This is a genomic window from Pseudomonas rhizoryzae, assembly GCF_005250615.1.
GTDB classification, from domain to species: Bacteria; Pseudomonadota; Gammaproteobacteria; order Pseudomonadales; family Pseudomonadaceae; genus Chryseomonas; species Chryseomonas rhizoryzae.
Genome location: NZ_SULM01000011.1, coordinates 133,786 through 150,415, shown reverse-complemented (window position 1 = coordinate 150,415; position 16,630 = coordinate 133,786). Strand labels below are relative to the sequence as shown.

The following is a 16,630-nucleotide window of genomic DNA, read 5'->3' as shown; positions in this document are numbered from 1 at the left end:
CCATGACCACCCCCAATCCGCAGCACCTGATCTGGATCGACCTGGAAATGACCGGCCTGGACCCGGATCGGGACGTGATCATCGAGATGGCCACCATCGTCACCGACAGCGATCTCAATGTGCTGGCCGAGGGCCCGGTGCTGGCCATCCACCAGTCGGACGAGGTCCTGGCCGGCATGGACGAGTGGAACACCCGCCAGCACGGCGGCTCGGGGCTGACCCAGCGGGTGCGCGAGAGCACCGTGAATACCGCCCAGGCCGAAGCCCTGACCCTGGAGTTCCTGCGGCAGTGGGTGCCCAAGGGCAAATCGCCGATCTGCGGCAACAGCATCTGCCAGGATCGCCGCTTCCTCTACCGGCGCATGCCGGAGCTGGAGGCCTACTTCCACTACCGCAACCTGGACGTCTCCACCCTCAAGGAGCTGGCCGCGCGCTGGGCACCCCAGGTACGTGACGGGGTGAAGAAGAGCGGCAGCCACCTGGCGCTGGACGACATCCGCGACTCCATCGCCGAGCTGCGTCACTACCGCGAGCACTTCATCAAGGTCTGATGGTCACGCCGCCGTGCTGCTGTCCATCCTCTACCTGGTGGCCATCACCGCCGAGGCCATGACCGGCGCCCTGTCCGCCGGTCGGCGCGGCATGGACCTGTTCGGCGTGGCGCTGATCGCCAGCGTCACCGCCCTGGGCGGCGGCTCGGTGCGCGATGTCCTGCTGGGTCACTATCCGCTGGGTTGGGTGAAGCACCCGGAATACCTGGCGCTGACCGTCTGCGCGGGCCTGGCCACCGTGGCCATCGCCCGGGTCATGCGCTACCTGCGCCGGCTGTTCCTGCTGCTCGACGCCCTGGGCCTGGTGGCCTTCACCGTGATCGGCTGCCAGGTAGCCCTGGAGATGGGCCTGAGCCCGGCCATCGTCATCGTCAGCGGCACCCTCACCGGCACCTGTGGCGGCATCCTGCGCGACATCCTCTGCAACGACGTGCCGCTGATCCTCAGGCGCGAACTCTACGCCAGCGTGGCGGTGCTGTCCGCCGGCTGCTATCTGCTCTGTCGCCAGTGGCTGAGCGAGGAGCAGGCGTTGCTGATAACCCTCAGCGCCGGCTTGCTGCTGCGCCTGCTGGCGCTCAGATTCAATTGGCAGATGCCGACCTTTAGGTACGACGACGAGCCCCACTAGCCCTGGCCATGCCGCTCCAGCGCCCATTCCACATGCTCGCGCACCAGCGGTGAGGGATGGTCACGCTGCAGCTTCAGCGCCTCCACCACCGGGATACTGGTCGGCGCATTCCCTAGGCCCACCGCCAAGTTGCGCAGCCAGCGCTCATAGCCGGCGCGGCGCAGGGGCGAGCCCTCGGTGCGGCTGAGGAATTCGGTTTCGGTCCAGCGGAACAGCTCGGCCAGGGTGGCGTTGTCGAGCCCGTGGCGTGGCTGGAAGTCGCCTTCGGCGGTGGGCTTGGCGAAGCGATTCCAGGGGCAGACCAGTTGGCAGTCGTCGCAGCCGAATACCCGGTTGCCGATCAGCGGGCGCAGCTCCAGCGGAATGCTGCCCTTGAATTCGATGGTCAGGTAGGAGATGCAGCGGCGGGCGTCGAGCTGGTAGGGGCCGATGAAGGCGTTGGTCGGGCAGATGTCCAGGCAGGCACGGCAGGTGCCGCAGTGGTCGCGCGGCGTGGGCTCGTCCACCGGCAGGGGCACGTCGACGAAGAGTTCACCGAGGAAGAACCAACTGCCGGCCTTGCGATTGAGCACCAGGGTGTTCTTGCCGATCCAGCCCAGGCCGGCCTGTTCGGCGAGGGCCTTTTCCAGCACCGGGGCGCTGTCGACGAAGGCGCGATAGCCGAAGGGACCGATCTCGGCCTGGATGCGCTCGGCCAGTTGCTGCAGGCGCTTGCGGATCAGCTTGTGGTAGTCGCGGCCCAGGGCGTAGCGCGAGACATAGGCGGCGGCGCCATCGGCCAGCCGTTCGCTCATGCGGGTATCGCCGGGCAGGTAGTCCATACGCAGGGAGATGACCCTGAGCGTACCGGGCACCAGTTCGGCCGGTCGCGAACGTTTGCTACCGTGCGCGGCCATATAGTCCATCTCGCCATGGAAACCGGCGGCCAGCCAGCGCTCCAGATGTTCCTCGTGACGTGCCAGATCCAGGCCGGCGATGCCGGTCTGTTGAAAGCCCAATTCCCGGCCCCAGGTTTTGATGAGGTCGGCCAGGGCGGCGAGATCGAGGGCGACAGCGGACATCGAAAGACAGGCGCATGGCAGGAGGGCCGCCTATTTTGCCAGACTCCGGAGGCTTTCCCAGCATGCACGACGAACTGCCGTTCCAGCTCTACAGCGCCCAGCAGGTGCGGGATCTCGACGCCCAACTCATCGCCGGCGGCCTGCCCGGTCTCGAGTTGATGCGCCGCGCCGCCGCTGCGGCCTGGCGCTCGTTGCGCCATGGCTGGCCCCATGCCGGGTCGCTCTGCGTGCTGGCTGGTGCGGGCAACAATGCCGGTGACGGCTATCTGGTCGCCAGTCTGGCGCGCAAGGCCGGTTGGCAGGCGCGGGTCTGGCATCTGGCCGATCCCGCCGGGCTCAAGGGCGATGCCGCTCTGGCCCATGCCGAGGCGCTGGCTGCCGGGGTGGACATCCAGCCCTGGCACGCGGATGCCCCTCTCGAGGGGGTGGTGGTCGATGCCTTGCTGGGCACCGGACTCAAGGGCGCCGCGCGTGAGCCCTATGCCGCGGCCATCCAGCGGATCAACGCGAGCGAGCTGCCGGTGGTGGCCATCGACTTGCCCTCCGGGCTGGACGCCGACACCGGCACCGCGGCCGGCCCCCTGGTGCGCGCCGATCTGACCATCACCTTCATCGGCCTCAAGCTCGGCCTGTTTACCGGCAAGGGGCCGGATCACGTTGGCAGCCTGGTGTTCGAACCTCTGATGGAGGAACCGCAGAATCCCGCCCACGCCACCGCTCAGCGGCTGGCCCCCGGCAATCTGCCGCGGCTGGCGCCGCGACCGCTCAATGCCCACAAGGGGCAGTTCGGTCATTTGCTGGTGATCGGCGGCGACGAAGGCACTGGCGGTGCGGCCATCATGACCAGCGAAGCGGCCCTGCGCTGTGGCGCCGGCATGCTCAGCCTGGCGACCCGGCCATCCAACGTCAGTGCGGTGCTGTCTCGGCGCCCCGAGGTCATGGTTGCGGGTGTGCATTCCAGTTTCGCCGTGCTGGAGCTGGCCAAGAAGGCCGATGTGCTGGCCGTCGGCCCAGGGCTGGGGCAGGGCGCCTGGGGGCGGGCCTTGGCCAGTGCTGCCGCGACCCTGGAGACGATCCAGGTGTGGGACGCCGATGCCCTCAATCTGCTGGCCGCTGGCGTGATCGAGGCACCGCGCGGCCCCTGGGTGCTGACGCCCCATCCGGGCGAGGCGGCGCGACTGCTCGCTGTGTCGATCAAGGACATCGAGGCCGATCGTCCCGGCAGCGCCCGCGAACTGGCGCGGCGCTACGGCGGGGTGGCGCTGCTCAAGGGCTTCGGCACCCTGATCGCCCATCCGGACGGACGCATGGCGCTGTGCGGCGAAGGTCATCCGGCGATGGCTACCGGTGGCCTGGGCGATATCCTCACCGGTATCATCGCGGCCCTGCTGGGGCAGGGCCTGCCACCCTTCGAAGCCGCCTGCCTGGGCGCCTGGCTGCACGGGCGGGCCGGCGCCGAGCTGGGTCGCCAGGGCCGCGGTCTCGCCGCCAGCGATCTGCCCCCGGTCGCCCGCCAGTTGCTCGAGGAACTCCAGCCATGCCTGAACTGACCCTGCACGCCGCCGACGAAGCCGCCATGTACGCCCTCGGTGCCCGCCTGGCCCAGGCCAGTGGCGGTCGCGGCGTGCTCTATCTGCACGGCGACCTGGGCGCCGGCAAGACCACCCTGTCGCGCGGCATCCTGCGTGGTCTCGGTCACGCCGGGGCGGTCAAGAGCCCTACCTTCACCCTGGTCGAGCCCTATGAACTGACCAGCGGTACGGTCTATCACTTCGATCTCTACCGTCTGGCCGATCCGGAAGAGCTGGAATTCATGGGGATTCGCGACTACTTCACACCCGAGGCCTTGTGCTTGGTGGAATGGCCGGAGCGCGGCCAGGGCGTTTTGCCAAAGCCGGACCTGGCCATTACCATTACGCCACGCGCCGACGGCCGTGACCTGCGCCTGGTGGGCCAGGGTGTTCACGGCGAGGCCTGGTGCGCCGCCCTCGCGCCTTAAGGCTGGTTTGGAAAATGCCTGCGCTCAGTCGGCGACTTTTCAGACAGTCTTAGGCGCCGATCCTTCGTTCTCCAGCTATACGGTCGCAGGCATGCGCAAGCGTTTTTTCAGGTCGGGACTCGGCCTGTTGTTGTTGATCCTCAGCAGTCAGCTGCTAGCCGCCACCCAGATCAAGGGCATGCGCGTCTGGCGCGCACCCGACAATACCCGGCTGGTGTTCGACCTTACCGGCCCGGTCAAGGCCAGCGTCTTCACCCTCAGTGCCCCGGATCGTATCGTCATCGATCTCTCCGGCGCGCAACTCTCCGGTGGGTTGAGCGAAAAGCCGCTGCGCAATACCCCCATCACCGGCCTGCGGGCGGCCCAGCGTTCGCCCGGCGAGGTACGCCTGGTGCTGGACACCAAGGGCGCCCTGACCCCCAAGAGCTTCACCCTGGCGCCCAACAAGGAATACGGCAATCGCCTGGTGGTCGATCTCTACGACCAGGGCACCGATCCGGCCACCAGCGACATCCCGGCCACCGTCACCCCCAATTTGCCGGCCACGCCGGTGACCCCGGCTCAGCCGGCGACGCGCCTGCCGGCCATTCCCAGTGGCAAGCGTGATGTGGTGGTGGTGATCGACCCCGGCCATGGCGGTGAAGACCCAGGCGCCATCGGCCGTGGTCGGTTGTACGAGAAGAACGTGGTGCTGGCCATCGCCAAGCAGTTGCAGGCCAATCTCAACCGGCAGAAGGGCTTCCGCGCCGAGCTGACCCGCACCAGCGACTACTTCATCCCGCTGCGGCAGCGGCAGATCATCGCCCGCAAGAAGGGCGCCGACCTGTTCATCTCCATTCACGCCGACTCGACGCCCAGCGCCAGCGCCGAGGGCGTCACCGTGTTCGCCCTGTCCCAGCGCGGCGCCACTTCCGAGGCCGCGCGTTGGCTGGCGGACGCGGAAAACCGCTCCGACCAGGTCGGTGGCGTCTCCGATGCCCTGGACAACAAGGACCCCATGCTTGCCGGCGTGCTCATGGACCTGTCCATGACCGCCACCGTGGCTTCCAGCCTGGAGGTCGGCCAGACCATCCTCCACCAGGTCGGGCGCGCCACCAAGCTGCTGCACTCGCGAGTGGAGCAGGCCGGCTTCGTGGTGCTGAAGTCGCCGGACATCCCCTCGATCCTGGTGGAGACCGGCTTCATCACCAACGCCAACGAATCGGCCAAGCTCGCCAGTCCGGCGCACCAGGGGCTGCTCGCCCGGCAGATCCAGGCCGGCATCGTGCAATACTTCCAGCATCGGCCACCGCCAGGCACCTATCTGGCCTGGCAACGGGAGCAGCGGGGTGGCAAGGTCGGTAACGTGCGGGGCGTCGACCAGCACCGGGTGCAGCCCGGTGAAAGCCTGAGCCTGATCGCGCGGCGCTACGACGTCGACCTGTCCACCTTGCGTGCTGCCAATCGGCTGCGTAGCGATCGCATCCGCTCCGGCCAGGTCTTGACCATTCCCACCCATGAACTGGCGGCCAGCAATGATTGAACCTCGGCGCATCCAACTGCTCAGTCCGCGGCTGTCCAACCAGATCGCCGCCGGCGAGGTGGTCGAACGACCGGCCTCGGTGGCCAAGGAGTTGCTGGAGAACAGCCTGGATGCCGGTGCCCGGCGCATCGACGTCGAGGTGGAGCAGGGCGGCGTCAAGTTGCTACGCATCCGTGACGATGGCCACGGCATCCCACCGGCTGACCTGCCACTGGCCCTGGCGCGCCACGCCACCAGCAAGATCTACCACCTGGATGAACTGGAAAGCGTCACCAGTCTGGGCTTTCGCGGCGAGGCCCTGGCCTCGGTCAGCTCGGTGTCTCGTCTGACGCTCACCTCGCGTTATCAGGGCGAAGACCAGGCCTGGCAGGTGGAGACCGAAGGCCGCGAGATGCAGCCGCGGGTGCAGCCCGCCGCCCATCCCCAGGGCACCTCCGTGGAGGTGCGCGACCTCTTCTTCAATACTCCGGCACGGCGCAAGTTCCTGCGCGCCGAAAAGACCGAATTCGACCACCTGCAGGAAGTGGTGCGGCGCCTGGCGCTGGCGCGCTTCGACGTCGGCTTCCATCTGAGACACAACGGTAAGAGCGTGCTCTCCCTGCACCCCGCCAGCGACCCGCAGAGCCAGGGCCGCCGAGTTGGCGCCGTCTGCAGCCCAGGTTTCCTCGAGCAGGCTCTGCCGCTGGAACACGAGCGCAACGGCTTGCGCCTCTGGGGCTGGGTCGGTCTGCCGACCTTTTCGCGCAGCCAGGCGGATCTCCAATACTTCTACGTCAATGGCCGCATGGTGCGCGACAAGCTGGTCGCCCACGCCGTGCGCCAGGCCTATCGCGACGTCCTCTACAACGGTCGCCACCCGGCCTTCGTGCTGTTCCTCGAACTGGACCCGGCGACGGTGGACGTCAACGTCCATCCCACCAAGCACGAGGTGCGTTTCCGCGACAGTCGCCAGGTGCACGACTTCCTCTACGGCACCCTGCATCGCGCCCTGGGTGACATCCGCCCGGACGACCAGCTCGCCGTGGTGGCACCCACCGCGCCAGCACCCCTGACGGGTCCGGCCGCTGGCGAGTTCGGCCCCCAGGGCGAGATGCGTCTGGCCGCCGCCGTGCTGCACGACAGCCCCGCGCCGCCCGCCCAGCCTTTCGCCAGTGGCGGCGGCGGAGGAGCGCGCTACAGTCCCACGCCCCAGCCCTATTCCGGGGCGCCCGTGGCCGAAGTGCAGAACGCCTACAAGGCCTTTTTCGCGCCGCTGCCGGAGGGCGCCGAGCCCGCGCCCTTGCCGGCTGAGCAGGGCGATGTGCCGCCGCTCGGCTACGCCCTGGCCCAGCTCAAGGGCATCTACATCCTGGCCGAGAACGCCCAGGGGCTGATCCTGGTGGACATGCACGCCGCCCACGAGCGGATCACCTACGAGCGCCTCAAGGTCGCCATGGCCAGCGAAGGCCTGCGCGGCCAGCCGCTGCTGGTACCCGAGTCCCTGGCGGTCAGCGAGCGCGAGGCCGATTGCGCCGAAGAGCACGGCCAATGGTTCGAGCGTCTCGGCTTCGAATTGCAGCGCCTCGGTCCCGAGACCCTCGCGATCCGCCAGATTCCCGCGCTGCTCAAGCAGGCCCAGGCCGCTCGGCTGGTGCAGGACGTGCTCGCCGATCTGCTCGACTACGGCACCAGCGACCGCATTCAGGCGCACCTCAATGAATTGCTCGGCACCATGGCCTGCCACGGCTCGGTACGGGCCAACCGCCGGCTGACCCTGCCGGAGATGAACGCCCTGTTGCGCGACATGGAGACCACCGAGCGTAGCGGCCAATGCAACCACGGCCGTCCCACCTGGGCCCAGCTCAGTCTGGACGACCTGGACAAACTCTTCCTGCGCGGTCGTTGACCGTCCCGCCGCGCCCTCGCGCGGCGCCCTTCGAGAATTCATCATGACCGCCCCCCTGCCGCCCGCCATCTTCCTCATGGGGCCGACCGCGTCCGGCAAGACCGATCTCGCCATCGAACTGGCGCAACTGCTACCCATCGAGCTGATCAGCGTGGACTCGGCGCTCATCTATCGCGGCATGGACATCGGTACCGCCAAGCCCAGTGCCGAGTTGCTGGCGGCCCATCCGCACCGGCTGGTGGACATCCGCGATCCGGCGGAAAGCTATTCCGCCGCCGAATTTCGTGCCGATGCCCTGGTCGCCATGGCCGAGATCACCGCGGCTGGACGCATCCCCCTGCTGGTGGGCGGCACCATGCTCTACTTCAAGGCTCTGCTCGAAGGCCTGGCCGACATGCCCAGTGCCGATCCCGCGGTGCGCGCCGAGATCGAGGCGCTGGCGGCCCAGGCCGGTTGGGGCGAGATCCATCGGCTGCTGGCCGAGGTCGATCCGGTGTCCGCCGCGCGCATCCACCCCAACGACCCCCAGCGTCTACTAAGAGCCCTGGAGGTATTTCGCGTCAGTGGCCGCTCGATGACCGAGCACCGCGCGCTGCAAATGCGTGCCAATGCCGATTCCAACGGGGCGCCCCAGACACAATTGCCCTATACTGTCGCCCAATTGATTTTGGCGCCTGGTCGTCGTGACGTGCTCCATGCGCGGATCGCCGAGCGCTTTAACCTGATGCTGGAACAGGGCCTCGTCGACGAAGTCTCAGCCTTGCGTGAACGTGCCGATCTGCATCTGGGTCTGCCCTCCATGCGATCCGTGGGCTATCGTCAGGTCTGGGAATTCCTCGACGGGGAATGTACGCGGGAAGAAATGGTGGCGCGGGGTATCGCGGCGACGCGGCAGTTGGCAAAGCGGCAGTTGACCTGGTTGCGTGGCTGGCCCGCCGCGCAGACGTTCGACAGCCTGGCCTGTGACAATCTGCCACGGATCTTGAAATGCCTCCCCGGCGTCTCCATATCGCCCCGTAGCTGAATCGGTTTTTTGTCCGCGTGCCCATGGTGGGCAGCGGAAGCTGGCATGTCGCCAGAACGTATTTTCATTTCTTAGGAGAGCGACACGATGTCAAAAGGGCATTCGCTACAAGACCCTTACCTGAACACCCTGCGTAAAGAGCGCGTTCCGGTTTCCATTTACCTCGTCAACGGCATCAAGCTGCAGGGTCAGATCGAGTCCTTCGACCAGTTCGTGATCCTGCTCAAGAACACCGTCAGCCAGATGGTCTACAAGCACGCGATCTCCACCGTGGTGCCGAGCCGTCCGGTCCGTCTGCCCAGCTCCGAGACGAGCGAGTCGGATAGCGAATAAATCACAAAAGGAGCGCCCTGTTGTTCTTCGAGCGTCATGAAGGCGGTGAGCGGGCCATTCTGGTCCATTTAGAAGGCCTGCATCCCGAGGCGCGCGAAGATCCTCAGGAGTTTCTCGAACTCGCGCGGTCGGCGGGTGCGCAAACCGTGGCGTTCGTCACGGTGAACCGCAGCCAGCCGACCGCGCGTTTTCTCATCGGTACCGGCAAGGTCGAGGAGCTGCACGATCAGGTGCACGCCAATGAAGCCGACCTGGTCATCTTCAATCACGACCTCACGCCCAGTCAGGAACGTAACCTCGAAAAAGCCTTCGAGTGCCGCGTCCTGGATCGTACCGGTCTGATTCTCGACATCTTCGCCCAGCGCGCCCGCACCCACGAAGGCAAGCTGCAGGTGGAGCTCGCCCAGCTCGAACACATGAGCACCCGGCTAGTGCGCGGCTGGACCCACCTCGAACGCCAGAAGGGCGGTATTGGCCTGCGTGGCCCGGGTGAAACCCAGCTGGAAACCGACCGCCGTCTGCTGCGGATACGGATCCGTCAGATCCGCCAGCGCCTGGACAAGGTGCTGAGCCAGCGCGAGCAGGCGCGCCGCGGTCGCCGTCGCGCCGAGATCCCCGCGGTCTCCCTGGTCGGCTATACCAACGCCGGCAAGTCCACCCTGTTCAATAGCCTCACCGAATCCACCGTCTATGCGGCTGATCAGCTGTTCGCGACCCTCGATCCTACCCTGCGCCGTTTGCAGCTGCCGGATCTGGGGCCGATCGTGCTCGCTGACACGGTAGGCTTCATCCGCCACCTGCCGCACAAGTTGGTGGAAGCCTTCCGCGCGACGCTGGAGGAATCCAGCAACTCCGACCTGCTGTTGCACGTGATCGATGCCCATGAAGAGGATCGCCAGTTGCAGATCCAGCAGGTCGAGGCGGTCTTGCACGAAATCGGTGCGGACGAACTGCCGATGCTGGAGATCTACAACAAGATCGATCTGCTCGACGGGGTCGAGCCCCATATCCAGCGTGACGAAGAGACCGGTCGCCCGATCCGGGTCTGGGTCTCGGCACGCAATGCCCAGGGGCTGGAGCTGGTCGGCCAGGCCATTGCCGAGCTGCTCGGTGAAGATCTTTTCGTTGGGGTGCTGCGCCTCCCGCAACGCTACGCTCGCCTGCGCGCGCAATTGTTCGACCTGGGCGTGGTGCAAAGCGATGACCACGACGACGAAGGCAACATCCTGTTGTCTGTACGAGTACCCCGCGCCGAACTCAATCGACTGCTCAGCCGGGCCGGTGAAGAGCCGGAAGTCTTTATCCAGCAACATGTTTTGCAATAAACCCCTGCTCGGCGCTTTTGTTCGGGCGGGGACCATCCGGTAGCATTGGTCGACGCGCCATTTCGGCGCGTTTTCGCGTTATCAGTAGGGAGAGCGCTATGGCTTGGAACGAGCCCGGTGGCAACTCGAATAATCAAGACCCCTGGGGCGGACGCAACGGTGGCGGCGGTGGCAATGGTGGACGCAAGGGTCCTCCGGACCTCGACGAAGCCCTGCGCAAGTTTCAAGACCGTATCAATCGCCTGGTCGGCGGCAAGAAGCGCTCCGGTGGCAGTGGCGGCGATAGCCTCGGTTCAGGCGGCGGCAAGAGCCTGATCCTGCTCGGCCTGCTGCTGCTCGCGGCGCTGTGGCTGTACAACGCTGTCTACGTAGTGGACGAGCAGGAGCAGGCAGTGATCCTGCGCTTCGGCAAGTACTACGAGACCGTCGGTCCCGGCCTGAACATCTACTTCCCGCCGTTCGAGACCAAGTACCAGGAAAACGTCACGCGTGAGCGCGCCTACAGCAAGCAGGGCGCCATGCTGACCAAGGACGAGAACATCGTCGAAGTGCCGCTGACGGTCCAGTACCGCATCACCAACCTCAAGGACTTCGTCCTCGACGTCGACCAGCCCGAGGTCAGCCTGCAGCAGGCTACCGACAGCGCCCTGCGGCATGTCGCCGGCTCTTCCACCATGGACCAGTTGCTCACCGACGGTCGCGAGCAGGTGGCGAACCAGGTGCGCGAGCGGCTGCAGCGCATTCTCGATAGCTATGGCACCGGCATCACTGTGACCCAGGTGAATATCCAGAGCGCCTCGGCGCCGCGCGAAGTCCAGGAGGCGTTTGACGACGTCATCCGTGCCCGTGAAGACGAGCAGCGCGAGAAGAACCAGGCCGAGGCCTATGCCAACGGCGTCATTCCCGAGGCTCGCGGTGCGGCCCAGCGCATCATCGAAGAAGCCAACGGCTACCGCGATGAAGTCGTCGCTCGTGCCCAGGGTGATGCCTCGCGCTTCAGTCAGTTGGCGGTCCAGTACGCGGCCAATCCGCAGTTGACCCGCGAGCGTCTTTACATCGAGACGATGCAGGAAGTGCTCGGCCAGTCGAGCAAGGTGCTGATCACCGGTCAGCCCGGCCAGAACCTGCTCTATCTGCCGCTCGACAAGCTGATGCAGAACCGTGCGCCGGCGCCGACGTCGGCCATCAGCAGTGGTGCCGCTCCGGCGGCGTCCAGCGATACGGCCGCCTCGGTCATTCGCAATCTGCCGCAGTCCACCGAAACGCGTACCAGGGAGAGCCGCTGATGAGCAATAAATCACTGGCCGCGCTGATCGTCGTGGTCCTGCTGGGTCTCGGTGCCTGGAGCAGCCTGTTCGTGGTGAAGCAAACCGAGCGCGCCGTCATGCTGCGCTTCGGTCGCGTGGTCGAGCCCAATCTGGAGCCCGGCCTGCACTTCAAGATTCCCTACGTCAACCGGGTGCGCAAGTTCGATGCCCGCCTGCAAACCCTCGACACCCCGACCCAGAGATTCCTGACCCTGGAGAAGAAGGCGGTGATGGTGGACGCCTACGCCAAGTGGCGTATCGCCAACCCCGAGCGCTACTACACGGCGACGTCTGGTCTCAAGCAGATCGCCGACGAGCGCCTGCTGCGTCGTCTGGAGTCCGGGCTGCGCGACCAGTTCGGGCGTCGTACCCTGAGCGAGGTGGTGTCTGGCGAGCGTGATTCGATGGTCGGTGACCTCACCGCGTCGCTCAATCGCATGGCCAACCAGGAGCTGGGCATCGAGGTGGCGGATGTGCGCATCAAGGCCATCGACCTGCCCAAGGAAGTCAGCCGCAGCGTTTACGAGCGGATGAGCACCGAGCGCGAGCGGGAAGCCCGCGAGCATCGCGCCAAGGGTCGCGAGCTGGCCGAGGGCATCCGTGCCGACGCCGATCGCCAGCGCCGCGTGATCCTCGCCGAAGCCTATCGCCAGGCCGAGGAGGCCCGCGGTGCCGGTGACGCCCAGGCGGCCCAGGTGTATTCCCAGGCCTACTCGAAGAATCCGGCGTTCTTCTCCTTCTATCGCAGCCTGCAAGCCTATCGCTCCAGCTTCTCCAGCAAGAGCGATGTGCTGGTACTCGATGGGAAGAGCGATTTCTTCAAGTATTTCCAGAATCCTGGGCAATGAAGAACGGGATGAACGGCAGCTAGACTTCGCTCGTCGTTCATCCCCGATCGCCGATTTTTTCGTGTTATCATGAATCAGCCGGGGCCATCCCCGGCTTTTTTGCGTCCGTACGAAACCCGTGGAAGGGCGACGCCCTGGCTGATCCGGGTAGCAATCCACGGCAGAGCGGCTCGATCCGGCGGCCAGACTTCCTCGCGAAGTCTCCAGCGCCGACCTCGGTAGCCGCGTGCCGATCCATGACATGGAGAAGAGGCCTAATGGCTACGGTAGACCGCTGGCTGCTGCCTGACGGTATCGAGGAAATCCTGCCGCCCGACGCGGCGCGCATCGAAGGTGCCCGGCGTCGGGTATTGGAGTTGTTCCACTGCTGGGGCTACGAGTTCGTTATCACCCCGCACCTGGAATTTCTGGAATCGCTGCTCACCGGCGCGGCTCAGGAATTGGAGCTGCGCACCTTCAAGGTGACCGATCCCAACTCCGGCCGCCTCATGGGCTTCCGCTCCGATATCACCCCCCAGGTCGCGCGCATGGACGCCCACAGCCTCAAGCACGCTGGCCCGAGCCGCCTGTGCTATGCCGGCAGCGTGCTGCATACGCGGCCGCGGGCGTTGTCGACGTCGCGCAGCCCCATTCAGGTCGGCGCTGAACTCTATGGCGTGCCGGGCAGCGAAGGGGATCTCGAGGTCATCAGCCTGATGCTCGACGTGCTCGAGCAGGCCCAGGTGCCCGATGTGCACATGGACCTCGGCCATGTCGGCATCTATCGCGGTCTGTGCCAGGTGGCCGGTGTGTCCGGTGCTGGCGAGCAGACGCTGTTCGATGCCCTGCAGCGCAAGGCCGTCGACGAGATCGACCAGCTGACCGCGGCGCTGCCCGCGGCCGAGCGTGGCTGGCTGCGCGCACTGGTCGAGCTGAGTGGAGATGCCTCCGTGCTCGGCCATGCCCGCCAGCGCCTGGCTGGTGCGCCCGAGGCGGTGATGCGGGCGCTGGACGAGCTGGTCGCCCTGGCCGAGTCCCTGCAGAGTCGCTTCCCGAACGTGCCCCTGTATTTCGATCTGGGCGAGCTGCGTGGTTACCACTACCACACCGGCGTGGTCTTCGCGGCCTTCGTCCCGGGTACCGGCCAGTCCATCGCCCAGGGCGGGCGTTACGACAACATCGGCGCCGACTTCGGCCGGTCGCGGCCCGCTACCGGTTTTTCCACCGATCTGAAAACCCTCGTCGAGCTGGGCACCGCCGTGCTCGAGGAGCCGCGCCGCGGGATATGGGCACCGGCCGGGCATTCGCCGGTACTCTGGCAGCTCGTGCGTGACCTGCGGGCCCGCGGTGAGCGCGTGGTCCAGGCCACCAGCCTCGAGGACGAAAGCCAGCTGCGCAGCGCCGGCTGCGACCGCCGTCTGGTCGAGCAGCACGGCGCCTGGGTCGTGGTGCCCTTGAATTCCTAAACACCGGATCTGGCATCCGGGTGAACGTGAGCATCGTCGGCCTGGCCGACAGAAATCTTCCTGACAGGGGATAAGGTTATGGGTAAGAACGTCGTCGTCCTGGGCACCCAGTGGGGTGATGAGGGCAAGGGCAAGATCGTGGACCTGCTGACCGACCAGGCCGCTGCCGTGGTGCGTTACCAGGGTGGCCACAATGCCGGTCACACACTGGTCATCGATGGTCAGAAGACCATCCTGCGGCTGATTCCCTCGGGTATCCTGCGCGCCGACACCCAGTGCCTGATCGGCAATGGCGTAGTGCTTTCGCCGGAGGCCCTGTTCAAGGAGGTCGGCGAGCTGGAAGCCCGTGGCGTCCCGGTGCGCGAGCGTCTGCGCATCAGCTCGGCCTGCTCGCTGATCCTGCCTTATCACGTGGCTCTGGATCAGGCGCGCGAGAAGGCCCGTGGCGAAGCCAAGATCGGTACCACCGGTCGTGGTATCGGCCCGGCCTACGAAGACAAGATCGCTCGCCGCGGTCTGCGCGTCGGTGATCTGTTCCACCCCGAGCGTTTCGCCGCCAAGCTCAAGGAAGTGCTGGACTACCACAACTTCGTTCTGCAGAACTACTTCAACGAGCCGCCGGTGGACTTCCAGAAGACCTACGACGAGGCCATGGAGCACGCCAAGGTCATGCAGCCGCTGGTAATGGATGTCGTCAGCCGCCTGCACGAGCTGCGCAAGGCCGGCGAGAATCTGATGTTCGAAGGTGCCCAGGGCACCCTGCTGGACATCGATCACGGTACCTATCCCTTCGTCACCAGCTCCAGCACCACCGCCGGTGGCGTGGCGACCGGTTCCGGTGTGGGCCCGCTGTACCTGGACTACATCCTCGGCATCACCAAGGCCTACACCACTCGCGTTGGCTCCGGTCCCTTCCCGACCGAGTTGTTCGACGAGACCGGTGCCTACCTGGCCAAGCAAGGTCATGAATTCGGTTCGGTGACTGGCCGTCCGCGTCGTTGCGGCTGGTTCGATGCGGTCATCCTGCGTCGTTCCATCGAGATCAACAGCATCTCCGGTCTCTGCCTGACCAAGCTGGACGTGCTCGATGGCCTGGAAACCGTGCGCATCTGCACCGGCTACCAGGACGCCGCCGGCAACCTGCTGACCGAAGCGCCCACTGACGCCGACAGCTATGCGGGTCTGCAGCCGATCTACGAAGACCTGCCGGGCTGGAGCGAATCCACCGTGGGCGCCCAGAGCATCGAGGCGCTGCCGGCCAATGCCCAGGCCTACATCCGCCGGATCGCCGAACTGGTGGGTGCGCCGATCGATATCGTGTCGACCGGTCCGGACCGCAAGGAAACCATCGTGCTGCGTCATCCTTTCGCCTGAGTGCGCTAAAAGGATGCATCTCGAAAAGCCCCGCCCCGCGGGGCTTTTCGCTTTCTGGGGTCACCCATGACGACCGGTGCTCTGGAATGGCCATTGGTCCAAAATGGCCAGCATATTGCTACGACAACTGACCACTATCGCTCCAGCTCGCTCGGAGTTGGCCGACAGCCTGTAACGTCATTTGCCGCTGGAGATTTCCATGTCGTTCCTTTTTTCGCTGCTGCGCAGTCGTCTGCTGCTGCCGGTATTCATCAGTCTCGTGCTGGCGGTGGTCATCCAGGTCGCCTTGGCGGTATGGCTGACCCAGAGCGCGGTACGGGACCTGCAACTGGGGCTGGCGCAGCGTCTTTCCGGTGAGTCCGAGCGACTGGCCGAGACCCTGCGGCAGGCCGGTGGCGAGGTGGATGGCAGCCTCGCCGAACTGGCGGGGCAGACGCGTACCCGGCTGGCGGAAGGGCTGGCACAGCGGCTGGCTCGTGAGCGGCAGCAGGTAGGCGATACCCTGACCGACACCCTGAAGAGCAATGCGCAGAATCTGGCGGAACTGCTGGCGGGTGTCTCGCCCAAGGCCATGTGGGATGCCGATGTGCCGGCGCTTTCCGATCTGGCCCGGCGTGCCCAGAACAATCCCGACGTGCTCTTCGTGGTGTTCCAGGATGCCCAAGGCCAGAACCTGACGCGCTATCTCAACCGTCAGGATGAGCGTGTCTCTCGTCTGCTCGCGGCGGGCCAAGGAGAGGGGGCCCTGGCCAAGGTGCTCGATGCGGCCACCCGCGATCCTTCCGTGTACCGGGTGGATGCCTCCATCAGTCCCAATGGCGTGGAGATCGGCAAGGTGGTGGTGGGGTTTTCCACCCAGTCCATCGCCCGGACCGGCGCCGAGCTGGATAAGCGTTTCAAGACCCTGATCGACGATGCCGGCGGCCTGGTGTCCGCCAGCGTGGCGGAGGCGGCCAAGGGCAGCGCCGCGACCCTGTCCAGCCGGCTGGAAGGCACCCGTCAGGTCGCCCTGGCGATGAGTCGCAACGCCGGCGAGACGGTGGCTGCCATGGCGTCGGCGTTGCGCTGGCAGATCGCCCTGGGCTTGATTCTGGTAGGGGTGGTCATGGTGGTGGCGGTGGCCCTGGTGCTGGGGCAGCGGGTGTTGCGCCGGATCGCGGTGCTGCAGCGGGCGCTGGATGACCTGGCGGCCGGGGAGGGCGATCTGACCCGGCGGCTTAATCTTGGGCAGGGCGACGAGATCCAGGCGCTCGGCGGTGCGGTCGATCGTTTCATCGCCAAGCTGCAGCCGCTGGTGGGCGAGGCGCACCGGGTTGCCGAGCGCACTG

Annotated in this window: 14 protein-coding genes and 1 pseudogene; 14 read left to right on the top strand and 1 reads right to left on the bottom strand. The window is 66.1% G+C overall.

Annotation, left to right across the window (positions count from 1 at the left end):
* Window positions 1-2 precede the first annotated feature (2 nt).
* Window positions 3-551, top strand: coding sequence for an oligoribonuclease (gene orn / locus FAZ11_RS18675; RefSeq protein WP_058772876.1), 549 nt, complete (start codon window positions 3-5; stop codon window positions 549-551).
* Between the two features lie 13 nt (window positions 552-564).
* Window positions 565-1,179, top strand: a complete 615-nt coding sequence (locus FAZ11_RS18670) for a trimeric intracellular cation channel family protein (protein ID WP_074528730.1) — start codon at window positions 565-567, stop codon at window positions 1,177-1,179.
* Here FAZ11_RS18670 and queG read toward each other — a convergent pair.
* Entirely contained in the window at window positions 1,176-2,240 is a 1,065-nt protein-coding gene (gene queG, locus FAZ11_RS18665; protein ID WP_058772877.1) for a tRNA epoxyqueuosine(34) reductase QueG, read from the bottom strand. The genes FAZ11_RS18670 and queG overlap by 4 nt on opposite strands.
* 62 nt (window positions 2,241-2,302) lie before the next feature.
* Here queG and FAZ11_RS18660 point away from each other — a divergent pair, with 62 nt between their 5' ends.
* From FAZ11_RS18660 to FAZ11_RS25600, 12 genes and pseudogenes are all read left to right on the top strand, one after another.
* Window positions 2,303-3,790: a bifunctional ADP-dependent NAD(P)H-hydrate dehydratase/NAD(P)H-hydrate epimerase gene (locus tag FAZ11_RS18660; protein ID WP_058772878.1), complete on the top strand. Its 1,488-nt coding sequence runs from the start codon at window positions 2,303-2,305 to the stop codon at window positions 3,788-3,790.
* A complete protein-coding gene (tsaE, locus tag FAZ11_RS18655) occupies window positions 3,778-4,239 on the top strand; it encodes a tRNA (adenosine(37)-N6)-threonylcarbamoyltransferase complex ATPase subunit type 1 TsaE (protein ID WP_058760783.1) in 462 nt (153 codons plus the stop codon). Before FAZ11_RS18660 ends, tsaE begins: the two co-directional genes overlap by 13 nt.
* A gap of 91 nt (window positions 4,240-4,330) precedes the next feature.
* Complete coding sequence (locus FAZ11_RS18650) at window positions 4,331-5,761, top strand: N-acetylmuramoyl-L-alanine amidase (RefSeq protein ID WP_137279528.1); 1,431 nt, start codon at window positions 4,331-4,333, stop codon at window positions 5,759-5,761.
* Window positions 5,754-7,646 (top strand): DNA mismatch repair endonuclease MutL, encoded by a 1,893-nt coding sequence (mutL, locus tag FAZ11_RS18645; protein ID WP_058772879.1) that lies wholly within the window; start codon window positions 5,754-5,756, stop codon window positions 7,644-7,646. The genes FAZ11_RS18650 and mutL overlap by 8 nt, the downstream gene beginning before the upstream one ends.
* A gap of 43 nt (window positions 7,647-7,689) precedes the next feature.
* Window positions 7,690-8,670: a tRNA (adenosine(37)-N6)-dimethylallyltransferase MiaA gene (gene miaA, locus FAZ11_RS18640; protein WP_058772880.1), complete on the top strand. Its 981-nt coding sequence runs from the start codon at window positions 7,690-7,692 to the stop codon at window positions 8,668-8,670.
* An 87-nt stretch (window positions 8,671-8,757) separates the two neighbouring features.
* Complete coding sequence (gene hfq, locus FAZ11_RS18635; protein ID WP_007161156.1) at window positions 8,758-9,003, top strand: RNA chaperone Hfq; 246 nt, start codon at window positions 8,758-8,760, stop codon at window positions 9,001-9,003.
* 20 nt (window positions 9,004-9,023) lie between these two features.
* Entirely contained in the window at window positions 9,024-10,328 is a 1,305-nt protein-coding gene (gene hflX / locus FAZ11_RS18630; protein WP_058760779.1) for a ribosome rescue GTPase HflX, read from the top strand.
* Window positions 10,329-10,426: 98 nt separating this feature from the next.
* The gene (hflK, locus tag FAZ11_RS18625) at window positions 10,427-11,614 is read left to right on the top strand and encodes an FtsH protease activity modulator HflK (RefSeq protein ID WP_058772881.1); all 1,188 of its coding nucleotides are present in this window, start codon (window positions 10,427-10,429) and stop codon (window positions 11,612-11,614) included.
* The gene (gene hflC, locus FAZ11_RS18620; protein WP_058760777.1) at window positions 11,614-12,483 is read left to right on the top strand and encodes a protease modulator HflC; all 870 of its coding nucleotides are present in this window, start codon (window positions 11,614-11,616) and stop codon (window positions 12,481-12,483) included. Before hflK ends, hflC begins: the two co-directional genes overlap by 1 nt.
* A 257-nt stretch (window positions 12,484-12,740) precedes the next feature.
* Complete coding sequence (locus FAZ11_RS18615; protein WP_058772882.1) at window positions 12,741-13,928, top strand: ATP phosphoribosyltransferase regulatory subunit; 1,188 nt, start codon at window positions 12,741-12,743, stop codon at window positions 13,926-13,928.
* A 78-nt stretch (window positions 13,929-14,006) separates the two neighbouring features.
* Entirely contained in the window at window positions 14,007-15,302 is a 1,296-nt protein-coding gene (locus FAZ11_RS18610; protein ID WP_058768699.1) for an adenylosuccinate synthase, read from the top strand.
* Window positions 15,303-15,501: 199 nt separating this feature from the next.
* Window positions 15,502-16,578: pseudogene (locus tag FAZ11_RS25600) on the top strand (HAMP domain-containing protein); the annotation flags it as partial.
* Between the last annotated feature and the right edge of the window lie 52 nt (window positions 16,579-16,630).

Coding starts and splice junctions, on each gene's coding strand:
- orn (WP_058772876.1), top strand. CDS start 3: ATGACCACCCCCAATCCGCAGCACCTGATCTGGATCGACCTGGAAATG.
- queG (WP_058772877.1), bottom strand. CDS start 2,240: ATGTCCGCTGTCGCCCTCGATCTCGCCGCCCTGGCCGACCTCATCAAA.
- FAZ11_RS18660 (WP_058772878.1), top strand. CDS start 2,303: ATGCACGACGAACTGCCGTTCCAGCTCTACAGCGCCCAGCAGGTGCGG.
- tsaE (WP_058760783.1), top strand. CDS start 3,778: ATGCCTGAACTGACCCTGCACGCCGCCGACGAAGCCGCCATGTACGCC.
- FAZ11_RS18650 (WP_137279528.1), top strand. CDS start 4,331: ATGCGCAAGCGTTTTTTCAGGTCGGGACTCGGCCTGTTGTTGTTGATC.
- mutL (WP_058772879.1), top strand. CDS start 5,754: ATGATTGAACCTCGGCGCATCCAACTGCTCAGTCCGCGGCTGTCCAAC.
- miaA (WP_058772880.1), top strand. CDS start 7,690: ATGACCGCCCCCCTGCCGCCCGCCATCTTCCTCATGGGGCCGACCGCG.
- hfq (WP_007161156.1), top strand. CDS start 8,758: ATGTCAAAAGGGCATTCGCTACAAGACCCTTACCTGAACACCCTGCGT.
- hflK (WP_058772881.1), top strand. CDS start 10,427: ATGGCTTGGAACGAGCCCGGTGGCAACTCGAATAATCAAGACCCCTGG.
- hflC (WP_058760777.1), top strand. CDS start 11,614: ATGAGCAATAAATCACTGGCCGCGCTGATCGTCGTGGTCCTGCTGGGT.
- FAZ11_RS18615 (WP_058772882.1), top strand. CDS start 12,741: ATGGCTACGGTAGACCGCTGGCTGCTGCCTGACGGTATCGAGGAAATC.
- FAZ11_RS18610 (WP_058768699.1), top strand. CDS start 14,007: ATGGGTAAGAACGTCGTCGTCCTGGGCACCCAGTGGGGTGATGAGGGC.